The 18,342-nt window shown below is 67.0% G+C and carries 21 protein-coding genes, 1 tRNA gene and 1 pseudogene; 7 read left to right on the forward strand and 16 right to left on the reverse strand.

All coding sequences use genetic code 11. The features are described 5' to 3' along the window. Positions 1–23 precede the first annotated feature (23 nt). Positions 24–572, reverse strand: a complete 549-nt coding sequence (locus tag ASD25_RS02195; protein ID WP_056614648.1) for a DUF924 family protein — start codon at positions 570–572, stop codon at positions 24–26. A 22-nt stretch (positions 573–594) separates the two neighbouring features. Here ASD25_RS02195 and ilvC point away from each other — a divergent pair, with 22 nt between their 5' ends. After that, positions 595–1,587, forward strand: coding sequence for a ketol-acid reductoisomerase (gene ilvC / locus ASD25_RS02200; protein ID WP_369816537.1), 993 nt, complete (start codon positions 595–597; stop codon positions 1,585–1,587). Between the two features lie 112 nt (positions 1,588–1,699). Continuing rightward, positions 1,700–1,773 (forward strand) — tRNA-Gln (locus ASD25_RS02205). Between the two features lie 151 nt (positions 1,774–1,924). Here ASD25_RS02205 and ASD25_RS02210 read toward each other — a convergent pair. After that, positions 1,925–2,527: a sensor histidine kinase gene (locus tag ASD25_RS02210; protein WP_056614655.1), complete on the reverse strand. Its 603-nt coding sequence runs from the start codon at positions 2,525–2,527 to the stop codon at positions 1,925–1,927. A gap of 67 nt (positions 2,528–2,594) precedes the next feature. Continuing rightward, on the reverse strand, positions 2,595–3,254 hold the full coding sequence (locus ASD25_RS02215; protein ID WP_056614657.1) for a VIT1/CCC1 transporter family protein: 660 nt from the start codon (positions 3,252–3,254) through the stop codon (positions 2,595–2,597). A 254-nt stretch (positions 3,255–3,508) separates the two neighbouring features. Here ASD25_RS02215 and ASD25_RS02220 point away from each other — a divergent pair, with 254 nt between their 5' ends. Next, positions 3,509–3,937 (forward strand): response regulator, encoded by a 429-nt coding sequence (locus tag ASD25_RS02220; protein ID WP_162252051.1) that lies wholly within the window; start codon positions 3,509–3,511, stop codon positions 3,935–3,937. A gap of 28 nt (positions 3,938–3,965) precedes the next feature. Here the strand turns inward: ASD25_RS02220 and ASD25_RS32780 are convergent, their stop codons facing one another. From ASD25_RS32780 to ASD25_RS02230, 3 genes are read right to left on the reverse strand one after another with little or no spacing between them, the layout of a single operon-like run. Beyond that, the gene (locus ASD25_RS32780; RefSeq protein ID WP_255356127.1) at positions 3,966–4,094 is read right to left on the reverse strand and encodes a hypothetical protein; all 129 of its coding nucleotides are present in this window, start codon (positions 4,092–4,094) and stop codon (positions 3,966–3,968) included. 25 nt (positions 4,095–4,119) lie between these two features. After that, positions 4,120–4,677 carry a GNAT family N-acetyltransferase gene (locus ASD25_RS02225; RefSeq protein WP_056614660.1) on the reverse strand — a complete coding sequence of 186 codons (558 nt, stop codon included), beginning with the start codon at positions 4,675–4,677 and terminating at the stop codon, positions 4,120–4,122. A gap of 16 nt (positions 4,678–4,693) precedes the next feature. Continuing rightward, positions 4,694–6,871, reverse strand: coding sequence for a S9 family peptidase (locus tag ASD25_RS02230; RefSeq protein WP_056614663.1), 2,178 nt, complete (start codon positions 6,869–6,871; stop codon positions 4,694–4,696). An 86-nt stretch (positions 6,872–6,957) separates the two neighbouring features. Between ASD25_RS02230 and ASD25_RS02235 the strand changes: the two genes are divergently transcribed. Then, positions 6,958–7,788: a serine protease gene (locus ASD25_RS02235; RefSeq protein ID WP_056614666.1), complete on the forward strand. Its 831-nt coding sequence runs from the start codon at positions 6,958–6,960 to the stop codon at positions 7,786–7,788. 73 nt (positions 7,789–7,861) lie between these two features. On the opposite strand, the gene ASD25_RS02240 is transcribed toward ASD25_RS02235, so the two are convergent. The 3 genes from ASD25_RS02240 to ASD25_RS02250 are packed head-to-tail and all read right to left on the reverse strand — an operon-like array spanning position 7,862 to position 9,713. Continuing rightward, complete coding sequence (locus tag ASD25_RS02240; protein ID WP_056614668.1) at positions 7,862–8,404, reverse strand: hypothetical protein; 543 nt, start codon at positions 8,402–8,404, stop codon at positions 7,862–7,864. After that, positions 8,362–9,219, reverse strand: a complete 858-nt coding sequence (locus tag ASD25_RS02245; protein ID WP_056614670.1) for an NAD(P)-dependent oxidoreductase — start codon at positions 9,217–9,219, stop codon at positions 8,362–8,364. Before ASD25_RS02245 ends, ASD25_RS02240 begins: the two co-directional genes overlap by 43 nt. Continuing rightward, on the reverse strand, positions 9,216–9,713 hold the full coding sequence (locus tag ASD25_RS02250) for a flavin reductase family protein (RefSeq protein WP_056614673.1): 498 nt from the start codon (positions 9,711–9,713) through the stop codon (positions 9,216–9,218). The genes ASD25_RS02245 and ASD25_RS02250 overlap by 4 nt, the downstream gene beginning before the upstream one ends. 128 nt (positions 9,714–9,841) lie before the next feature. Here ASD25_RS02250 and ASD25_RS02255 point away from each other — a divergent pair, with 128 nt between their 5' ends. Then, positions 9,842–10,744 (forward strand): flagellar motor protein MotB, encoded by a 903-nt coding sequence (locus ASD25_RS02255; RefSeq protein ID WP_056614676.1) that lies wholly within the window; start codon positions 9,842–9,844, stop codon positions 10,742–10,744. Positions 10,745–10,867: 123 nt separating this feature from the next. Next, positions 10,868–11,611, forward strand: a complete 744-nt coding sequence (locus ASD25_RS02260; RefSeq protein WP_255356128.1) for an arginyltransferase — start codon at positions 10,868–10,870, stop codon at positions 11,609–11,611. On the opposite strand, the gene ASD25_RS02265 is transcribed toward ASD25_RS02260, so the two are convergent. From ASD25_RS02265 to ASD25_RS02275, 3 genes are read right to left on the reverse strand one after another with little or no spacing between them, the layout of a single operon-like run. After that, positions 11,598–11,891 carry a hypothetical protein gene (locus tag ASD25_RS02265; RefSeq protein WP_056614679.1) on the reverse strand — a complete coding sequence of 98 codons (294 nt, stop codon included), beginning with the start codon at positions 11,889–11,891 and terminating at the stop codon, positions 11,598–11,600. The two genes, ASD25_RS02260 and ASD25_RS02265, sit on opposite strands and share 14 nt — an antisense overlap. A gap of 16 nt (positions 11,892–11,907) precedes the next feature. Continuing rightward, positions 11,908–12,945, reverse strand: a complete 1,038-nt coding sequence (locus tag ASD25_RS02270; RefSeq protein ID WP_056614684.1) for a M48 family metallopeptidase — start codon at positions 12,943–12,945, stop codon at positions 11,908–11,910. Between the two features lie 12 nt (positions 12,946–12,957). Then, complete coding sequence (locus tag ASD25_RS02275; protein WP_056614687.1) at positions 12,958–13,536, reverse strand: LemA family protein; 579 nt, start codon at positions 13,534–13,536, stop codon at positions 12,958–12,960. 161 nt (positions 13,537–13,697) lie between these two features. Here ASD25_RS02275 and ASD25_RS02280 point away from each other — a divergent pair, with 161 nt between their 5' ends. Next, on the forward strand, positions 13,698–14,111 hold the full coding sequence (locus tag ASD25_RS02280; protein WP_056614690.1) for a hypothetical protein: 414 nt from the start codon (positions 13,698–13,700) through the stop codon (positions 14,109–14,111). Here ASD25_RS02280 and parC read toward each other — a convergent pair. The 4 genes and pseudogenes from parC to ASD25_RS02300 all read right to left on the reverse strand — a co-directional run. Next, positions 14,086–16,104, reverse strand: a 2,019-nt coding sequence (parC, locus tag ASD25_RS02285; protein ID WP_056614936.1) for a DNA topoisomerase IV subunit A, incomplete at its 5' end; no start/stop codon positions are given. The two genes, ASD25_RS02280 and parC, sit on opposite strands and share 26 nt — an antisense overlap. Before the next feature lies 1 nt (position 16,105). Further along, positions 16,106–16,451 (reverse strand): annotated as a pseudogene (locus ASD25_RS02290) (DNA gyrase subunit A); the annotation flags it as partial. 150 nt (positions 16,452–16,601) lie between these two features. Continuing rightward, the gene (recO, locus tag ASD25_RS02295; protein WP_056614695.1) at positions 16,602–17,333 is read right to left on the reverse strand and encodes a DNA repair protein RecO; all 732 of its coding nucleotides are present in this window, start codon (positions 17,331–17,333) and stop codon (positions 16,602–16,604) included. Positions 17,334–17,384: 51 nt separating this feature from the next. Next, positions 17,385–18,302: a nuclear transport factor 2 family protein gene (locus ASD25_RS02300; RefSeq protein WP_056614698.1), complete on the reverse strand. Its 918-nt coding sequence runs from the start codon at positions 18,300–18,302 to the stop codon at positions 17,385–17,387. Positions 18,303–18,342 lie beyond the last annotated feature (40 nt).

Consider the following 18,342-nt stretch of genomic DNA (forward strand, 5'->3'; position numbering starts at 1 on the left):
TCCCGGCAGCGATGCATTGGCCGTCAGCCCCGGAATCCGTCCTGATCCAGAAACGCCTGCTCGACCGGCGTCGTCTCCCGGCCCAGCGCCCGGTTCCTGTGCGGAAACCGGCCGAAGGTGGCGATGACCTTGTGATGGTGCTCGGCCCAACGGTCGTCGGCGGGACGCTCCATGCCCTGGAACAGCGCCACCTGACGGTCCTGCAAGGCCAGGTCCTCGGCGTGCTGCAGCGGCAGGTAGAAGAAGCGGCGCAGGTCGTTCTCTACCAGCCGATCCTGCCCCTCATCGAGCGCCATCACGGCGAAATGCCGCGCCAGCGGATCTGTGGCGAAGGCGTGCCCCGTGCCCCGGAACACATTCCTCGGAAACTGGTCCAGCAGGATCAGCAGGGCCAGCGAACCTTCCGGCGTTTCAGCCCAGTGATCCAACTCGCGCCGGGCCGCCATGAAATGCGCCGTCTCGAACCGCTGCCGGAACAGGGCGTCGAAGGCGTCGTCCTTGGCGAACCACTTTTTTGGCCCCGCCTCTTTCCAGAAGCCGACGACGTCCGATGGCGCTATCTGTGTGCTCATGACCGATCAAATAGCGACGCCGCTGCCCGTGTTCCATGACCGCGACTGCGATCTCTCGATCGTCCGCGGCAAGCGGGTCGCCATCATCGGCTATGGCAGCCAGGGCCGCACCCATGCGATGAACCTGCGCGATTCCGGCGTCGCGGATATCGTCGTGGGGCTGAAAGCCGGCTCGCCCACCCGCGCGAAGGCCGAGGCCGACGGTTTCCCGGTCATGACCGCCGCAGAAGCCGCAGCGAACGCCGACGTGGTCGCCGTCATGGTTTCGGACGAGGCCCACCGCGATCTGTGGGCGAACGAATTGGCTCCGGCGATGAAGCCGGGCGCCGCCCTGATCTTCGCCCACGGCCTGTCGGTGCGGTTCGGACTGGTGCAGCCGCGCGCCGATCTCGACGTCATCCTCGCTTCGCCCAAGGGCATCGGGCCGCGCATCCGCGATCTCTATGTCGAAGGGCGGGGGGTCTTCGCCCTGTTCGGCGTGCACCAGGACGCCACCGGCGGCGCCCACGCCCTCGGCCTGTCCTACGCCGCCGCGCTCGGGTGCGGCCGCAAGGGCATTCTCGAAACCACCTTCGCCGCCGAATGCGAGAGCGATCTGTTCGGCGAACAGGTGGTCCTGTGCGGCGGGGTCGGCGAACTGATCGACGCGGCGTTCATGAAGCTGGTCAACGCCGGCTATCCGCCCGAGGTCGCGTGGTTCGAATGCTTCTACGAGGTCAAGCTGGTCACGGACCTGATGTTCGAACGCGGCATCGCCGGTGCGTTCGGCAAGATCTCCAACACAGCCGAGTACGGCGCCTATCTGACCGGCCCCCGCATCATCGGCGAGCCGTCGCGGGCCGCCATGGACGAGGTTCTGTCGGAAGTCCGCTCGGGTTCGTTCGTGAAACGGTTGATGGCCGACTACGACGCCGGCTCGCCCGACCTGCTGGCCCGCCGCAAGGCCTTGGGCGAACGCACGATCGAGGCCGTGGGGGCGCATCTGAACGCGGTGGCGGCTGAGGCGGAGGATTGAGGCGGGGAACCTCGGGGCCCCGAAGGGCTGTCTCTTCTTTCCGGGGAAAGATGGTCGGAGTGAGAGGATTCGAACCTCCGACCCCTGCGTCCCGCGGATGCGCCGGACCTGCTGGGGAATGGTGTAATGGTAACACTCCGGTTTTTGGTACCGTCATTCTAGGTTCGAGTCCTAGTTCCCCAGCCATCCGCCCCTTCCTGACATCGCGGGACGCCTACGTCCAAAACTGACGCAGGCGCGTGCCACGCTTCCCTACATTGGCGGGGCGGGGATCACGGTGAACGGTGGATCAAATGAGACTCATGAGACTCATGAGACTGTTTTTTTTGAGAGGCCGCTAGTGTCCGGCGGCGGCCTCGAGCGGCAGGCGGATGCGCACGCCCACGCCGGCCTCGGGCGCGGTTTCGATGTTCATCGATCCACCGAGGTGTTCCACCAGACCCTGAACCAGCGACAGACCTTCGCCCGGGATCAGCACCTCGGCGCCGACGCCCGAATCGCGGACGACCAGGCTGACTCCGCCCACAGCGCGCGAGAAGGCAACGGCGATGGAGCCGCGGCGTTCGCCGGGAAAGGCGTGGCGGCAGGCGTTGGAAATCAGCTCATGGGTGATGATGGCCAGCGGCAACAGATGGCTGTCGGGCAGCAAGGCCGCCTGCCCGCGCACGTCGATCCGCACGGGCCGGCCCTCGCAGGCCCGGCTCCAGAAGGTCGCGACGTCGTCCAGGTAGCCGGCGAAATCCAGCGGGCCCTCGGCCGTCATCCGCCGGCTGATCAGCTCCATCGCCGCCGTGACATCGCTAAGCCAGGCGAGGTGGCGCACGCTTTCCGGATCAACGACGCTGCGCAGGCGGATGCCGACGATCGTCTGCAGCAGTTGGTAGCCGCCCAGTAGTCGTCGCTGAAGCTCGACGAGGCGGTTCTCGGCTGTCGCGGCCATTTCGCCCCCGGGCGTTAAAAACACAGGCGTTTTTCTAGCTGAACTGAAACAGTTAGCCAATGGGCGCCTAGCCACCGAGCGCGATGGTCAAGCCGACCATGGCGCCGCCCAGCAGCACCATCGAGAGCCCCGTCCACAGAGGCTCGCGGCTGGTGATCCGCCCGAAGGCGTAGCCCGTCAGGAACAGCAGACCCATGGCGATGAGATTGGAAACCCGCATCGCCGGCTCGACCCTCTCCATGACCATGAAGGGAATTGTGACCGGGAAGGTCGAGAGAAAGACCAGCAGAAATACGCCGGCGGCGCCTCTCAGATCGTCGAGGGTGAGGGGCAGGCGTGCGGGCGGTTCCGGCAGGGCGGCCAGCCTTATGCGGATCGATTCGAGGTCAGTCGGTTCGAGACTGTCCGCCAGCACCGGGGGCAGGGCCTCCGCGATGAGCCGCCGGGCTTGCATGGGGTCAGTCGCCCTGCGCACGGCCCGGAAGGTCGACAGGCCTCGGTTGTTCGCGGCGCCGCTGAACATCAGATAGAGAACCGCGTCGATGATCGCCCAGGCCAGGTTGCAGCCCAGCGCGCCGATCAGCATCGCCCGCACATCGTCCCGCCCTGCGTCGACCACGCTGAGCGACCCGGTGAACGTCAGCACCATGATCAGCCCGAACAGGACCTCCGACACCCGGTCGATCGGCTCAAGCACCCGGCGGGACTGAAGGGTAAGGACAGACATCCGCAACCTCCTGCAAGCCGCGCCACTGTGCCTTGCGGCGTTGAGCCGGGCTATCGGGCCCTCGCCCGAGGGCAAGTCCGTCGGCCATTCCCGTCTGCCTGTGCTGGCAACCTTTGAAAAAACGCAGGATTTTCACTGCGAATGCGAACCAATTAGCCAATGGCGCGTTCGATTGTCCGCTAACCGACACAATGGTGTACTGGGGTCGGTTCGCGTGGGGGTGTTGCGTGTCGAATCCGCCGGACCTTCGGGTCATGATTGTAGAAGACCAGGCCCTGCTCGCGATGGAGCTGGAGCTTGTGCTGGCCGAATCCGGCTGTGACGTCGTCGGCTGCGCCATGGACAAGGCCGGGGCCTTCGCGATCGCCGAACGCGAGCGTCCGGACCTGGCCCTGATCGACGTCAACCTGCTGGATGGCCTGACGGGGCCCCAGATCGCCCAGCGCGTGGTCAGCGAGTTCGGCTGCGCCGTCGTCTTCCTGACCGCCAATCCTGAACAGATCCCCGAAGGTTTCGCAGGCGCTCTCGGGGCGGTTTCCAAGCCGTTCGACGAAGCGACCATCCAGGCGGTGATCGTGTTCGCTCGCCAGTTCATCCAGCAGCGCACCCTCGGAGAGGCGCCGCGCCGGTTCCGGCTCGCGCCATGGCTGACCACGCCGCCCGCGGACATCGCGCCGCACTGACCCGGAAGCCTGTGCGGTGCGGCCGTTCTCAGTCGATGTTGAGTCGGGCGAAGATCATGCCCCCGTCGGGATCGCCGCCGTATGATGGCTCCAGCCCGTCCGGGACGCTGTTGAGGCTGTACAGGGCGCCCAGGCCGAAGCGGACGTGTTCCGCCACCTGCCAGTCTCGCACCGCTGCCGTCTCAAGCGAGGCCGCCGGACAGATCCAGTCCCGGTGTCTGCGGCGGATCGCCCTCGGGGGCCATGTCTAGCTGCATCAGGGTGACGTCCAGCCAGCGCTCGAACTTCCACCCGATCTGGCGGTAGACGCCCGCCTCGCGGAACCCCAGTGACCGGTGCAGGGCGATCGACGCGGCGCTGGTGTCGCTGTCGCTGATCGCGCCGATCACGTGCCGCAGTCCCATGGCCCGCGCCCGCTCCACCAACGCCATCAGCAGCGCCCGGCCCACGCCATGTCCGCGCGCGGCCTCCTCGACATAGATCGAACCCTCGACCCCGTAGCGATAGGCGGGCCTTGGCCTGAAAGGGGAGGCGTAGGCGTATCCGGCGAACCCGCCGTCGATCTCGGCAACCAGCCAAGGGAGGCCATGGCGTTTCACGGCCGCGAAACGGCCCGTCATCTCTTCAAGCGTGGGCGGGCTGATCTCGAACGTCGCCGTGCCGCCCTGCACCTCGCGACCGTACAGCGCGGTGATGGCCGGCAGATCGCTTTCGTCAGCGTCGCGGAGGAGGGGAGCCATGGCCGGTCGAGCGGGATCAGGCCCGCTCCCATCCCTTTTCGATGGCCCAGACCGCGAAGGCGTAGTCGTGGGCAACCTCCTTCAGATAGTCGAATCGGCCCGACGAACCGGCGTGACCGGCCTCCATGTTGATCTTGAGCAGGATCGGTCTGCCCGACGTCGTCGCCGGCCGCAGCTTCGCCACCCACTTTTCGGGCTCCCAGTAGGTCACGCGCGGGTCCGACAGGCCGCCGGTGGCCAGAACGGCGGGGTAGGGGAGCGGCCCGACCTGGTCGTAGGGGCTGTAGCTCATCATGTAGTCGTAGGCCTCGGGGTCCTCGATCGGATTGCCCCATTCGGGCCATTCGGGCGGCGTCAGCGGCAGGCTGGTGTCGCTCATGGTGTTGATCACGTCGACGAAAGGCACGCCGCCGATGACGCCCGCCCACAGGTCGGGCCGCATGTTGTTGATCGCGCCCATCAGCATGCCGCCGGCCGAGCGGCCTTCGGCGACGATGTGACCCGCCCTGGCGTAGTTGCGCGAGATCAGGTGCTCGGCGGCGGCGATGAAGTCGGTGAACGTGTTCTTCTTGGTCATCCGCCGGGCGGTCAGGAACCAGTTCCAGCCCTTGTCGGAACCGCCCCGGATATGGGCGATGGCGTAGATCCAGCCCCGGTCGACCAGCGACAGCCGGTTGGTCGAGAAACTCGCCGGGATCGGATTGCCGTAGGACCCATAGCCGTACAGCAGCAGCGGCGCAGAGCCGTCCACCGGCGTCGACTTGCGGCGCAACACCGTCACCGGAACCAGTTCGCCATCTGGGGCAGGGGCGTTCAGCCGCTCGACCACATAGTCAGCCGGATCATGGCCCGACGGCACCTCCTGAACCTTGCGCAGGGTCCGCTCGCGGGTCGCCAGATCATAGTCGTAGGTCGAGGTCGGCGTGGACGGTGAGTTGTAGCCATAGCGCATGGTGGTGGTGTCGAACTCCGACGCCCCGGCCAGCGACAGGGAGTAGGCGGGCTCGTCCACCGCGATCTCGTGTTCCGCGCCCGCACGGTCGCGGATGACGATCTTCGTGTTGGCGTCGGCCCGCTCCTGACGGCCGATATAGTCCTTCACCAGCGCCACGCCCTCGATGAAGCGGCCCGGCGTGTGGGCGACCAGATCCGTCCAACTGCTCCTGCCGGGCGACGCGGTCGGCGCCTCGACGATCTTGAAGTCGATCGAGTCGTCGGCGTTTGTGCGGATGACCCAGCGGTCGCCCCAGTGGTCGGGCTCGTACAGCCGGCCGACGTGGCGCGGCTCCAGAACGACCGGCGTCGCGGTCGGCGTCGCGGCCGGGATCACGCGAGCCTCCGAGGTCTCCTGATTGGCGATGGAGATCAGGATGAAGGCGTCGTCGGCTGTGCGGCCGACGCTGATGAACATGCCGTCGTCCGTTTCCTCATAGACGAGGCTGGCGTCGCCGCCGCGGACGGGCCGGCGGAAGATCTTGTCCGGCCGGCCGTTGTCGTCGCGGTTGGTCCAGAAAATCCACTGGCTGTCGGGCGAGAAGGTGAAGTCGCCGGTCGCCGAGCCGATGAGATCGGGCAGAACCTCGCCGCTCGCCAGATCCTTGATGTAGATTTGATGCACCTCCGACCCTTGCGCGTCCTCCGCATAGGCGAACAGGGCGTGGTCGGGGCTGTGATCGGCGGCCGAGACCTCGGAATAGGCCTTGCCCGCGGCGAGAGCATTGGCGTCGAGCAGCATCTGCGCATCGCCGCCCGACCGGGGCTTGCGCATGTAGCGGGGGTGCTGGTCGCCTGTGCGATATTCGATGAAATATTCCCAGGCGCCGTCAGGCGAGGGGACCGAGCTGTCGGCCTCCTTGATCCGCCCCTTCATCTCCTCGAACATCGCCGCCTGCAGCGGCAGGGTCGAAGCCATCATTGCCTCACGATAGCCGTTCTCGGCCAGCAGATGTTCCTTTACGTCCGCCTTGATCAGGGTCGGGTCGCGCAGAACCGCCTGCCAGTTGTCGTCCTTCATCCACTGATAGTCGTCGGTGCGGACCCGCCCCAGCTGTTCGATCGTCACGGGAATTTTCTTCGCGACGGGCGGGACGAGACGGTTCTGCGGCATCGGGGCTCCGGGCGTGCGGGCTGAAACGGGAAGGGCGCTCGCGGCCAGTGCGGCGGCGGACGTGGCGAGCAGATCGCGGCGGTTCATGGATAGCCCCCTGATTTGAACGCGGACCTTGTGCGCGCGGGCGACCCGCCGTCAAATGAACAAATGCCGCTGGCCCGATAGGGACGATGTTCGATCTTCAGACGCCGCCAGAACCCGTTCAGGAGCCGCCGCCCGCGGCAGGGCTTTCGCTTCCATCCTGGGATCTGACGGTCGGACTGATCAGCGCCACCATTCAGATCGACCAGATGAACGGCGACGGCACCCGGCGTGTCGGAACCGCCTTCCTGATCGACGCGCCGCGCGCGAACGGCGAGCCGCGCACCGTGATGGTGACGGCCCATCATGTTGTCTCGGGCATGAGCGCGCCGGAGGCCCGGATCGGCTGGCGCGTCGAGGTCCCAGGCGGGGGCTGGCGCTTCGCCCCGGAACCCTTGCGCATCCGCGACGAGGCGGGCGAGCCCATCTGGGTCAAACATCCAGATCGGGACATAGCTGTGATGGAGGTGTCGGCGCCGCCCGTGTTTGCCCGCGCGGCTATCCCAATGGCGTGGCTCSCCGACCAGAACACGCTGGACGCGTGGCAGGTCGGGCCGGGCGATGAACTGTTCACCCTGGGTTTCCCGCGGGGCTATGCGTCGAACACGGCGGGCTTTCCGATCCTGAGAGTGGGCCGGGTCGGATCTTGGCCATTGACACCAATCGATAGCTTTCCGGTCTTCCTGCTTGATTTCCCGGTATTTCCCGGAAATTCCGGTGGGCCGGTTTTCTGGACGCCGGCGGCTCGCAAGCTGCCGGGAACAGCCCAGCCCGACCATCCATTCATCGCCGGCGTCCTGACGTCCGAGGTCCGCCCGGGCAATGAACCGCTCGGGATCGGCCTGGTCGCGCACGCCAACTACGTGCGTGAGGCCATAGCGTTGCTGGATGCGACAGAACGGGTCGCGGAGGGGCCGTAGGCCAGCTTCGTCGCCGTGGGCGTAATGCGCATAAGATATATTATGCGAAATAAGATGCCAGCTCAAACGGAGCCTAGTCTTCCCGCAGCTCCAGCGCCGTGTACGGAGACTGGCCGCGCTCTATGCGGATCAGATCCAGCACGGCGACAATCTGGCGCGAGCGCCAGTGGCTCATGAAGAAAAACACAGGTCCCGTAGTTATCGCCACCGCGGTCTGGATCGCCCAGTCGGAGTGATCGCGCACAAGGGTGATCAGCGACCCGCCCGCCACCTCGGCCACGATCGCGACGATGGACAGCGGCACGGTCAGATACGCAATGACGACGGCCCGCAGCATCTGGTCCTGCCGCCGCGCATTCAGGCTGGCCAAAGCGGACAACGCGTCGAAATCGCGGTCGGTCACGCCGTCCAGGAGTTCGAACGCCTGATGAGTCGAGCGATTCTGACGGAACCCGGTGACGAAATCGTTGCCCATATAGCCCCAGGCGCCGGGCGTGACGAAGGACGAAGGCAGCAGGCTCCAGGTCGGGAAATAGGTCTTCAGACGCTTCCAGAGCGGCCAGACCCCGGACGTCACCTGGCCTTCAGCCGCGCCGCCAGACTCGATGTGTCCCATCGCGATCCCCCCAAGGATTGCACTTCAGAATAAAAATGATCGACCAGCGCCGTCAGCTCAAGCCGGGCGCCGTTGCTCCGCGCCTCGTCCAGCACGAGGCCCAGATCCTTGCGCATCCAGTCGACGGCGAAACCGAAGTCGAACCGGCCCTCGGCCATCGTCTTCCAGCGGTTGTCCATCTGCCAAGACTGGGCCGCGCCCTTGGAGACGGCGTCGTAGACCGCGTCGGTGTCGAGCCCGGCGACCTCGGCGAAATGAACAGCCTCAGCCAAGCCCTGAACGACGCCGGCGATGGCGATCTGATTGACCATCTTGGTCAACTGGCCCGCGCCGGACGGCCCCATATGTTTGACGGCCTTCGAATAGGCCATGAGCACCGCCTGTACCGTCTCCAGCGCCAGTGCGTCGCCTCCGGCCATGACGCTGAGCTGACCGTTCTCGGCCCCGGCCTGACCGCCCGAGACCGGTGCGTCGATGAAGGCGCGGCCCTGCCCCGCCGCCAGTTCCGACATCTCGCGCGCGACCATTGCCGACGTCGTGGTGTGGTCAACTATGATCGCGCCGGCGTTCAGATGCGGCAGCGCCTCGCTCACAACCTGACGCACATCGTCGTCGTTGCCGACGCAAAGGACCAGAAGATCCGCCTTGTCCGCGGCTTCGGCGACGGTTGCGGCGAACCGGCCCCCGTTCGCCTGCGCCCATGCCTTCGCCTTGTCAGCCGTGCGGTTGAAGCCGGCGACCTCATGTCCCGCCTGAACCAGATGGCGCGCCATCGGCCCGCCCATGACGCCGAGGCCGACGAAACCGATCTTCATTTCTCAGGCTCCGGAGCGATGCCGTATCGGCCGCGATAGTAGACGAGCGCCGCGCCGGGGGCTGTTTCGAAACTCCGTACCGAACCCACGATGGTCAGATGGTCGCCCATCACGATCCGGTCGGTGGCGACGCAGTCCAGTCGGGTCAGGGCGTTCTTCAGGCGTGGCGGCTCGGCGCTGGTGCTGTCGAACTCGTCCGACGACAGACGGCAGACGCCCCAGGCGAAACGGTCCGACATCTCGCGATCCTCGGCCGGCAGCATGTGAATGGCGAAACGATCGGCTGAGGCGAAGGCGTCATGCCGGTCAGAGGCCCGATCGAGGCACCAGAGGATCAGCGGCGGATCGAGGGACACCGAGGTGAAGGAGTTCACGGTGATTCCGAAAGGCCCCTCCTCCGTATGCGCGGTCACCACGCAGACGCCGGTCGCGAAACCGCCGAGTGCGCGCCGGTAGGCGGGAATGTCGGATGCGGGATCGGAGGACTTGCTCACACCTCGACGACTAGGCGACGGCCCGCGCCGGAGCAAGCCCGGGTGCGGGTCCGGGCGGTATGGGAAACGCGGTCTTAACCTTGCCGCCCCCATCGTGGGGCCGAATTCGACTGTCGAGGCCGCGTCCCATGTCCATGAGCGATCGTCCGATCCTCATCAAGAAGGTCAAGAAGGTCGTCGGCGGCGGCCATCACGGCGGCGCGTGGAAGGTGGCCTATGCCGACTTCGTTACGGCGATGATGGCCTTCTTCCTGCTCATGTGGCTGATCAACACGACCGACCCGGAGCAGAAGCGCGGCATCGCCGAATATTTCGCACCGGCCAGCGTCTCGCAGACCACCTCAGGCTCGGGCGGCATTCTGGGCGGGACGTCGTTGGGCGACGACGGAGCCAAGGGCGCCGGGTCGCAATCGGTCATCAGTGAACTGGCGCCGGAAGCGCCGCAGGATGCGCCGCCCGAGGCCGGGCAGAGCCAGAACCTGGCCGCCGCCAGCGAGGAAGCCCTCCGCGAGGAGATTGCCCGGCGCGAGGCCGCCGAATTCTCGTCCGCCGCCGAATCGTTGCGTCAGGCCATGCAGTCGATGCCTGAGCTGTCCGAACTGTCGAAACAGCTGATCATCGACCAGACGCCCGAAGGGCTGCGGATCCAGCTGGTCGATCAGGAAGGGCGATCGATGTTCGATCAGAACTCGGCCCGCCCCAATCCCCGGGCCCAGTTGCTGCTGCGGACGATCTCCCGGGTCATCACCCAGCTTCCGAACCGGATTTCCGTCACCGGCCATACTTCGGCCGCGCCGGGATCGAGCCGTGCGACGGGCCCGAACGACTGGACCCTCTCCTCGGCGCGCGCCAATGCCTCGCGGCTGATCCTGCAGGCGGCCGGCGTCGATCCGGATCGGGTCTATCAGGTCTCGGGCAAGGCGGGCTCCGATCCGCTGTACCCGGACGATCCGACCCTGGCCGGCAACCGCCGGATCGCCATCGTGCTGCTGCGCGAGGCCCCGGTTCTGCCCACGGACACCAGCCTGTGACCGCGCGCCCCGCACAGGCGTGTGGGGTAAACGGGCTTGCCCCTGACCGCGACGCGGGCGCAAATCAGGGCATGAAACCCGGGCTGCCCCACTCTCGGCAAATTCAGGTGCGGATGTAACGCCGTGACCTTCGTTCCCCAGCGCCAGCTTCGATTCTACATGACCTCGGTGGCCCCCTGCCCCTATTTGCCTGGGCAGACCGAGCGGAAGGTGTTCGCGAATCTGCCGTTCAGCGAGGGTGCGCACGTCAATGACGAGCTGACCCAGGCCGGTTTCCGCCGTAGCCAGAACATCGCCTACCGCCCCGCCTGCGAGGCCTGCGACGCCTGCGTCTCGGTGCGGCTGCCGGTGCCGGAATTCAGCTTCTCGAAGTCGCAGCGGCGGGTGCTGAAGCGGAATGCCGACCTGTCGCGCGATCTGGTCGAGGCCGAGGCAACGACCGAACAGTTTGACCTGCTACGCCGCTACCTGAACGGCCGTCATCCGGGCGGCGGGATGAGCGCCATGAGTTGGCTCGACTATGTCGCCATGGTCGAGGACACGGCCGTCCGCACCCATCTGATCGAATACCGCCTGCCTTCGTCTGACGGAGGCCCCGGCGACCTCGTGGGGGTCTGCCTGACCGACCTGCTCGGGGACGGGCTGTCGATGGTCTACAGCTTCTTCGAACCGGAGATGGAGACCCGCAGCCTCGGCCGGTTCGCCATTCTGGACCATGTCCGGCAGGCGGCGGCGGTAAGCCTGCCCTTCGTCTATCTGGGCTACTGGGTCCGGGGCTCGCGGAAAATGGACTACAAGGCCGAGTTCCAGCCGATGGAACAGCTGACCCGGCTGGGCTGGGAGCGGATGGTCCCTACGACTTCCTGAGACGCACCGGCGCTTTCGGCGAACGGACGATCACGCCCTTGGCCTCCAGATCCAGCTGCACGCATTTCGCCCACCAGCCCGCCGTGCTGCCGCCCGGGAACAGGTCCTGAGGCAGGAGCGGCGTCAACCTCGCCCTGATCTCGGCCGGCGTCGCGCCGGGCTCGGCGGAAGGCAGAACCTGCAGATAGGCGTCGCGCATCGCCTCGTATTTGTCAGCGTTCACCGGCGTCTGGCGGCCGGGGCTGACCGCGTTCTCCACCATCATGGTTCGCTTGGACACGGGCTGCCTCCTGCGGTCAGGTGCTGGGAACCGAGACACCGGTCCAGGGCGACGGCTCCGCAGGGTAGATCTCGCCGTTCCACGGCCCGGGGTCTCGCCCTCCCCCGAACTTCACAAGGGCGTCGATCCGTTTCTGGATAGGCGGGTGGCTGGCGAACAGGCCTTCGAGGCCGACGCCGTCAGGCTGGTTGTCGAGGAACAACTGCTGCAGTTCGTCCGGGCCCTTGACCGACGATCGCCCCTCGACCTTGCGCAGGGCCGAGATCATCGCATCGGGGTTCTTGGTCAGCTCGACCGCGCCCGCATCGGCGACATACTCCCGGGTCCGCGACAGCATCATCCGGATGACGATGGCCAGGGCGTAGCCGACGACGGCGAAGGCGATGCCGATCAGCACCAGCGGGGCGGCGTTCTTGTTGTCGTCGCGCCGGCTGCCGCCGCTCGAATACATCAGGCCCCGGAAGACCAGTTCTGCGATGACGCTGATGATCCCCGCGAAGATCGACGCGATCACCATGGTGCGCACGTCCTTGTTGATGACGTGGGTTAGCTCGTGGGCCAGCACGGCCTCCAGCTCGTCGCGAGTCAGGGTGTTCACAAGGCCGCGGGTGACGGTGACGCTGTACTGGCCCTCGTGCAGCCCGGTGGCGAAGGCGTTGAGGCTGTCGTTGTCGATCACGCGCAGGGTCGGCGTGCGCAGGCCGCGCGAGATGGCGAGGTTTTCCAGCAGGTTGTAGAGATCAGGCTCGAACTTCCTCTCAACCTTTCGGGCGCCCGTCATCAGGTCGATCATGGTCTGGCTGCCGAAGTAGGAGATGGCGAACCAGACGGCGGCGATGCCGAGGGCCATGGGGATGGTGCCGCCCAGCCAGGACGCGGCCAGCGCCATGTCGTCGCCCAGACCCCGGCCCGTTCCCGGCAGGAAGCCGATGCCCATCAGGATCAGCTGCACCCCGTAGATGATGCAGACCATCAGGACGGGGAAGCCGGCCAGCAGCAGGAGCGAACGGGTATTGTTCGCCCAGATGTGGGTCTGGAGCCCGACGGCGCCCATCAATGCGGTCCCTTACGCCGTGAAGCTGACCTTGGGCGGGGCCGCGGTCATCGTGGCGCGCTCGCCCTCGCCCACGTCGAAGAAGGGCTTGTCGGAGCCGAAGCCGACCATGCCGGCGAACAGGACGGTCGGGAACTGACGGCGGACCGCGTTGAACTCGCCGACGGCATTGTTGAAGAAGCGGCGGGCAGCGGCCAGCTTGTTCTCGATGTCAGACAGCTCGCGCTGCAGCTCGAGATAGTTGGTGTTGGCCTTGAGGTCCGGATAGGCCTCGGCGACGGCGAACAGGCGACCCAGCGAGGCTGTCAGCATGTTCTCGGCCTGGACCTTGTCGTTGATCGAGGTGGCGCCGGCGGCGGCGGCGCGGGCGGCGGTGACCGCGTCCAAGGTGCCGCGCTCATGCGTGGCGTAGCCCTTCACGGTCTCGACCAGATTGGGAATCAGGTCCTGACGCTGCTTCAGTTGGACATCAATGTCGGCGAACGACTGGTCGGCGCGCTGGTCGAGGGCGACCAGCTTGTTGTAGGCGCCGACGATGACGAACAGCACCACGGCGACGATGACGGCAATGACGATCAGGGTGGTCAGCATTGGGGGTTCTCCGGCCTCTGGGTCGAGTATCGCGCGGGTCCCGTCGCCCGGATAGTGAAATCGCCGCAACCCGCAGAGGGATCTGGACCCGCCCGTCCGGCCGGAACCAATTGATGCGGCCGGGCGCCCGCGGTAATCTGGAGACGATCAAGGGAATACCTATGTTTGCTCCGCTTCTGGCCTTCGCCCTCGCCGCCGTCCAGGCCGCGCCCGCTCCGCCCGCGGACACTCTGGAAAGCTATGAGAGCGCCATGCGCTGCGCGGGCGTGATGGGGGCGAAGTCGGCCCTGTTCGCCTTCAACCGCGAGGAGGAGGCCAAGGCCCGGGTGGACCGGAACGGGCGCGGCTTCGTCACCGTAGCCACCCGTCTCGCCCAGCCGCTCGGCCTGACCCGGGAACAGCTGGCCGCGGCCTTCACCGCCAGCACCGAGCGAGCCCTTGGTCCCATTACCCGGAGCCGCGCCCAGCCGGAGACCGACGCCGCCGTGGCCCAACTGAACGCGGAACATGACGCCTGCATCCTGCTGGCGCGAAGCTGGGTAGCCGAGGCTAGCGGAACTTCCTCAGCCCCCTAGGGCCCTGACGCCCGGCCCCGGCGCGCTTGCCCAGCCAGTCCTTCCAGTCGGGCCAGTTGCGGCGACGGGCGCCGCCATCGACCCATTCGGGGCCGTGGGCGCTGTCGAAGACGGTGACGTCGGCGAGGCCGCCCTGTTTGTAGTTCTGCAGCTTCACCCCCTTGCCGCGGCCCATTTCGGGCAGTTCGGCGATGGGGAAGATCAGGGCCTTGATGTTGTCGCCGATGGCCGCGACGTGATCACCCGTGACGCGCAGGGCGGCGCGCATGTCGCCGTTCAGCACCTGTTTGCCGCCGCGCTTCTGGGCCAGCAGTTCGTCCTCGGGGGCGATGAATCCGTAACCGGCCTTGGACGCGATCAGCAGTTTGCCGCCCGGCTGGTGCATCAGCAGGTTCACGATCTCGGCCTTTTCGTCGAGGTCGATCATCAGACGCAGCGGCTCGCCGTGGCCGCGGCCCGAGGCCAGTTTGTCGGCGCCGACGGTGAAGATGCGGCCGTCGGAGGCGGCGACCAGCAGTTTGTCGGTCGTCCAGCCGGCGACGAGGAACGCCAGGCTGTCGCCCTCCTTGAACTTCAGCTCCGACGGGTCCTCGACCTTGCCCTTGGCGGCGCGGATCCAGCCGCGCTCGGACAGGATGACGGTGATGGCCTCGCGCGGGATGAAGGCTTCGACCGAGGCGTAGACGGAGCTGTCGACGGCCTCGGCGATTGTGGTCCTGCGCGGCGAAACCAGCGCCTTGCGCACGGCCTCCAGATCCTTGCCGACCTGTTTCCATTGTTTGGCGGGCGAGGACGACAGCGACTGCAGCGCCGCAAGTTCGTCAGCCAGCGCCTTGTATTCATTCTCGATCGTCATTTCCTCAATCCGCGCCAGCTGGCGCAGACGGGTGTCGAGGATGAAGTCGGCCTGGAGTTCACTGAGACCGAAACGGGCGATCAGAACGGCCTTGGGCTGCTCCTCCTCGCGAACGATGCGGATGACCTCGTCGAGGTTGAGGAAGACGATCCGCAGGCCTTCCAGCAGGTGCAGCCGCTTCTCGACCCGCTCGATCCGCCAGTGGGCGCGCCGAACCAGAACGTCGCGGCGGTGATCGAGGAAGGCCTGCAGACAGGCCTTCAGACCCATGACGCGCGGGGTGCCGGTGGCGTCCAGCACGTTCATGTTGATCGGGAAGCGGATCTCCAGATCGGAGAGCTTGAACAGGCTCTCCATCAGGACTTCGGGCTCGACGGTGCGGGACTTGGGCTCGATGACCAGCCGGATGTCCTCGGCCGACTCGTCGCGCACGTCGCCGAGTAGCGGCGCCTTCTTGTGCTCGATCAGGTCGGCGAGGTCGGCGATCAGCTTCGACTTCTGAACCTGGTAAGGCATCTCGGTAACGATGATGCGCCAGACGCCGCGGCCGAGGTCTTCAGTCTCCCAGCGGGCGCGCAGGCGAACGCCGCCGCGGCCCGTCTCATAGGCGTCGAGGATGGAGGCGTGACCCTCGACGGCGACGCCGCCGGTCGGGAAGTCGGGACCCGGGACGATGGTCGCCAGCTCTTCGGTCGTGGCGTCCGGGCGGTCCAGCAGGACGTGGCAGGCGTCGATCAGCTCGCCGACATTGTGTGGCGGGATCGAGGTGGCCATGCCGACGGCGATGCCCGACGAGCCGTTGGCCAGCAGGTTGGGGAAGCCGGCGGGCAGGACGATCGGCTCTTCGTCCTGATCGTCATAGGTGGCCTTGAAGTCCACCGAGTCCTGATCGATGCCCTCCATCAGCAGGACTGCGGCGGGCGTCAGCTTGCACTCGGTGTAGCGCATGGCCGCGGCGTTATCGCCGTCGATGTTGCCGAAGTTTCCCTGACCGTCGACCAGCGGATAGCGCTGGGAGAAGTCCTGGGCCAGGCGGACCAGGGCGTCATAGATCGAGGCGTCGCCGTGCGGGTGATAGCCGCCCATGACCTCGCCGACGACCTTGGCGCATTTGCGCGCCGCCGCCTGCGGGTTCAGNGGAGGCATGCTGATCGCCCTCGTCGTCGCGGGTCGACCAGCGGATAGCGCTGGGAGAAGTCCTGGGCCAGGCGGACCAGGGCGTCATAGATCGAGGCGTCGCCGTGCGGGTGATAGCCGCCCATGACCTCGCCGACGACCTTGGCGCATTTGCGCGCCGCCGCCTGCGGGTTCAGCCGCATCTGGTGCATGGCGTACATAATGCGCCGGTGCACCGGCTTGAAGCCGTCGCGCACGTCCGGCAGGGCGCGGTTGGTGATGGTGGACAGCGCATAGGCCAGATAGCGGCGCGACAGCGCCTCGCTCATCGGCTCGTCTACGATGCGTCCGCCTTCCGGCGGCGGGGTNCGGTTGGTGATGGTGGACAGCGCATAGGCCAGATAGCGGCGCGACAGCGCCTCGCTCATCGGCTCGTCTACGATGCGTCCGCCTTCCGGCGGCGGGGTATGAACGGTCATGGGGTCCGAATCGGCAATCTGAACGGTCGAGTCTAGCGCCTAAAGCCGTCCGGCCTCGCGCAGCTTGTCGATCATCCACACCCGCGCGGCCGGGATCGGCCGGTTCTGGGGATGGAAGACGAACTGTTCGAGGAAATGCCCTGTCAGATCGAGGCCGGAGCCGACATCGCCCTCGCCCAGCCCGGCCTGCGCCCCCAGCATGAAGGGCGGCAGCTTCAGCAGCTTGTCGGCATAGGGTTCACCCGCCGCCCGGCTGACGGCGCGGCCGGTGCGGGGGCTGACCCAGATCAGGTCGTCCATGGTTCCGGTGACGGCGCACCGCGACAGGTCGAGGCCGAAGCCGAGGTCTTCCAGCAGCCCCGCCTCGAAGCGCACGAAGATGGCCGGCCAGACGTCCGGCAGGGCGAAGGCGCTCATCAATGCCTCGAAGGCCAGGAAGGCGCCGGGATGGGGTTCGCGCTCGGGCAGCGCGCCCTGCGCCACGGCGGCGGCGGCGGCGAGGCCGGTCAGGGCCAGCGGATCGTCGAACAGGGCGCTGGGTCCCTCCCCCACCGGCTCCAGCCGGGCCGAGCCAAGATGGTCGGACGTGCGGGCGCGGTATTCGGCGGCGACCCGCGCACCCGCCTGCAGGAAGGGCTTCATCTTCCGCGAGGCCCCGCCGGCGACATAGGCGGCACGGCGACCGTGCTCCTCGGTCAGCAGTTCGACGACCACCCCGGTGTCGCCGTGGGCGCGGGCAGACAGGACGAAGGCGTCGTCGGTGAAATCCATGCCCGGTGTTAGCGGTCCGGGCCGGAGTTGGCCATACGTTCCGTTTCTCGCCTACTTCGCGGCGGCCCTGATCCGCGCCGTCATGTCTCGCGCCAAGGCGTTGGGGATCGGGAAGGTCAGGGCATAGAGGGCGATACGCCACTTGCCGTCGTCGCCTCGCACGAGCACGCCCGTGCCGCGGCTCGTGCCATAGGACTGGCTGTCCAGCGCCTCGTCGAACCAGACCACGCATCGGCAATCCAGCGGGGCCATCGTCAGGGAGCGGGAACGCGGCGCGTAGGTCCAGCCCCGGCCGCGCGCGAAGTACGGCTCGGCGTAGGCGCGAAATTCGGCGATCGACCAGTGTTCGGTCACGTCGGTGCCGATGTAGGTGGCGTCGGGCGTGAACAGGTCGAAATAGGTGGAGCCGTCGGCGGCCGAGGCGGCCCGGTGCAAGGCGTCGAGGGTCGCGGCGGCGGCGGTTTCCTCGGGCGTGTCGGCGGCGTCGCCCGGCGCGTCGACCACAGGGGTCGCGGCCTCGAAGGCCTTGATCTCCGTCGTCATGCCGTCAGCCAGGTCGTTGGGGATGGGGTAGCTGAGAGCGTAGCGCAGCACGCGCCAGTCATCGCCTTCGCGAACCAGCATCCCCTCGCCCCGCGCCGTGCCGTAGGTCGCACTGTCCAGCACCTCGTCGAACCATGCGACGCAGGCGCAGGGATCCGGAGCGAGGGTGACGTGGCGCTCGCGCGCCGAATAGGTCCAGCCTTCTCCGCGCGCGAAGACCGGGGCTGCGAAGGCGAGGAAGGCCTCGCGATTCCAGCGTTCCGAAGTCTCGTTGCCGACCCAGACCACATCAGGCGCCAGCCGGTCAGCCCAGCCGGCGGAGTCGGCGCGGGCGGCGGCGGCGTGCATGGCGTCCAGCGCAGCGGCGGCGTCCTGTTCGGGACCGGTCTGGAGTGCAATGGCGAGTGTGAGGGCGATCAGGGACATGAAGGCACCCTATCCCGGCTTTTCACACGCCGCCACGGAC

It is taken from the genome of Brevundimonas sp. Root1423, assembly GCF_001426805.1.